The following is a 957-nucleotide window of genomic DNA, read 5'->3' as shown; positions in this document are numbered from 1 at the left end:
GGGGACGCGGCGACGGCGGGCGGGGGCGCGGGCTGCCGGTCCAGGGCGGGGTTGGGCTGGGTCGGGGCGAGCTGGGCGAGGTAGGGCTGGGCTGGGTCGAGACCACGGGGTCCTCCGATGCGAGAGCCGTTCACATTGTGAGCGGTCGCAACATATGGCCCGATGTTACGGTCGTCAACATGCCGTCCACGCCTCGACCATCACGCACCAGCTACCACCACGGGGCGCTGCGTGAGGCCCTGCTCGGCGGCGCGCGCGAGCTGCTCGCCGAGGGCGGGGCGGACGGCTTCAGCCTGAGCGCCCTCGCGCGACGTCTCGGCGTCAGCACCGCAGCGCCCTACCGCCACTTCGCGGACAAGGACGCGCTCGTCGACGAGCTCTGCGCAGAGGGCTACCGCGAGTTCGGAGCCGCCCTCACGCAGGCGGCGGGCTCGACCACGGACGCGCGCCAGCGGCTCGATGCGCTCGGTGTGGCGTACCTCCGTTTCGCCCGGGAGCACCCGGCGGTCTTCGGGATCATGTTCACCGACCGCGGTCCCGCCGTCCTGGCCTCCGGCGAGTCGACCTACGACGTCCTCGTGGACGCCGTCGCCGCCGCGCAGGACGCCGGGGTCCTCCCCCCGGGGGCAGACCCGCGCGTCCTCGCGCGGACGGTGTGGGCAACCCTCCACGGACTCGCGGTGCTCGGACGGCGCGGGGGCTTCACCAAGCTCTCCATCGACGACGACGAGGCGAGGCTGGTCGCGGACGCGTTGGCCCTCCTGACCCGGTGAGGACGACGGCGCGGCCAGCCCAGGCACGTGCGCATCGCCCGTGGACGGGGCGAGGCCGAGCTCAGCGCCCGGACGGCCGCCAGACGACCAGGGCGCCGCTCGAGGTGACGCGCGCGGGTCGGTGCCCGCGGGGCAGGGCGACGAGCTCCCCCTGGGGGCCCGCCGCGAAGACGCGGTGGCCCGG

1 protein-coding gene is annotated in these 957 nt (G+C 75.2%); it reads left to right on the top strand.

The annotated features are described in order from the left end of the window. Positions 1-179 precede the first annotated feature (179 nt). Complete coding sequence (locus tag L0B03_RS18430; protein WP_250448538.1) at positions 180-773, top strand: TetR/AcrR family transcriptional regulator; 594 nt, start codon at positions 180-182, stop codon at positions 771-773. Positions 774-957: the final 184 nt, after the last annotated feature.

The sequence above is a fragment of the Actinotalea sp. C106 genome (assembly GCF_023630195.1).
Lineage (GTDB): Bacteria > Actinomycetota > Actinomycetes > Actinomycetales > Cellulomonadaceae > Actinotalea.
This window is presented reverse-complemented; position numbering and strand designations above follow the sequence as displayed.

Coding starts and splice junctions, on each gene's coding strand:
- L0B03_RS18430 (WP_250448538.1), top strand. CDS start 180: ATGCCGTCCACGCCTCGACCATCACGCACCAGCTACCACCACGGGGCG.